Source organism: Paraburkholderia ultramafica (genome assembly GCF_902859915.1).
GTDB lineage: Bacteria > Pseudomonadota > Gammaproteobacteria > Burkholderiales > Burkholderiaceae > Paraburkholderia > Paraburkholderia ultramafica.
Window position 1 is genome coordinate 1 of record NZ_CADIKK010000155.1, and the last position, 765, is coordinate 765.

1 protein-coding gene is annotated in these 765 nt (G+C 57.4%); it reads left to right on the plus strand.

Annotated elements, in window-relative coordinates; all coding sequences use genetic code 11:
* Positions 1 to 62: 62 nt before the first annotated feature.
* Positions 63 to 764: an IS6 family transposase gene (locus tag HV744_RS36640; RefSeq protein ID WP_175154096.1), complete on the plus strand. Its 702-nt coding sequence runs from the start codon at positions 63 to 65 to the stop codon at positions 762 to 764.
* Position 765: the final 1 nt, after the last annotated feature.

The following is a 765-nucleotide window of genomic DNA, read 5'->3' on the forward strand; positions in this document are numbered from 1 at the left end:
GGGGTTTTGTCGCAACAAGGCGGTTTGCTATGCTGGAGGTCCCCGAGAGAACGATCTGATCGATGAAGCAAATCCTGAATCCGGCCCTGGCGAAGGTGTTCAAGCGATTGCACTATCCGCTTGACGTGATGCTGCTGTGCGTCCGCTGGTACGTTGCGTATCCGTTGAGCCTGCGTCATCTTGAGGAGATGATGCTGGAGCGCGGCATCGCGGTCGACCATTCGACCGTCCACCGCTGGGCACTCAGGCTATTGCCAGTTCTTGAGAAAGCTTTCCGGCGGTGCAAACGGGCGGTCGGCAAGAGCTGGAGGATGGACGAAACCTACATCAGGATCAAGGGTGAGTGGCGGTATCTGTACCGTGCTGTGGACAAGGCAGGCAATACGGTGGATTTTCTGCTTCGAGCCCATCGCGACAAGGCGGCGGCCCGACGCTACTTCGAAATGGCGATCGGCCAGAACGGCGAGCCGGAGACTGTGACGATCGATAAGAGTGGGTCGAATCTGGCCGCGCTGCAGGCGCTCAACGCTGAGCGTGAGAAACCGATCAAGATTCGCCAGAACAAGTATCTGAACAACATCGTGGAGCAGGACCACCGGGCCATCAAACGCCGCACCCGGCCCATGATGGGCTTCAAGGACTTTCGTTGTGCCCGCATCATTCTCGGCGGCATCGAGACGATGCATATGATCATGAAAGGGCAAATGAAAAGCAGCGCCACCACCCAGACGCCTGCTGAGCAATTCTACTCGTTGCTAACGTAAG

What these genes read in the sequence shown, in the direction of transcription:
- HV744_RS36640 (WP_175154096.1), top strand. Translation starts at nt 63, where the DNA reads ATGAAGCAAATCCTGAATCCGGCCCTGGCGAAGGTGTTCAAGCGATTG.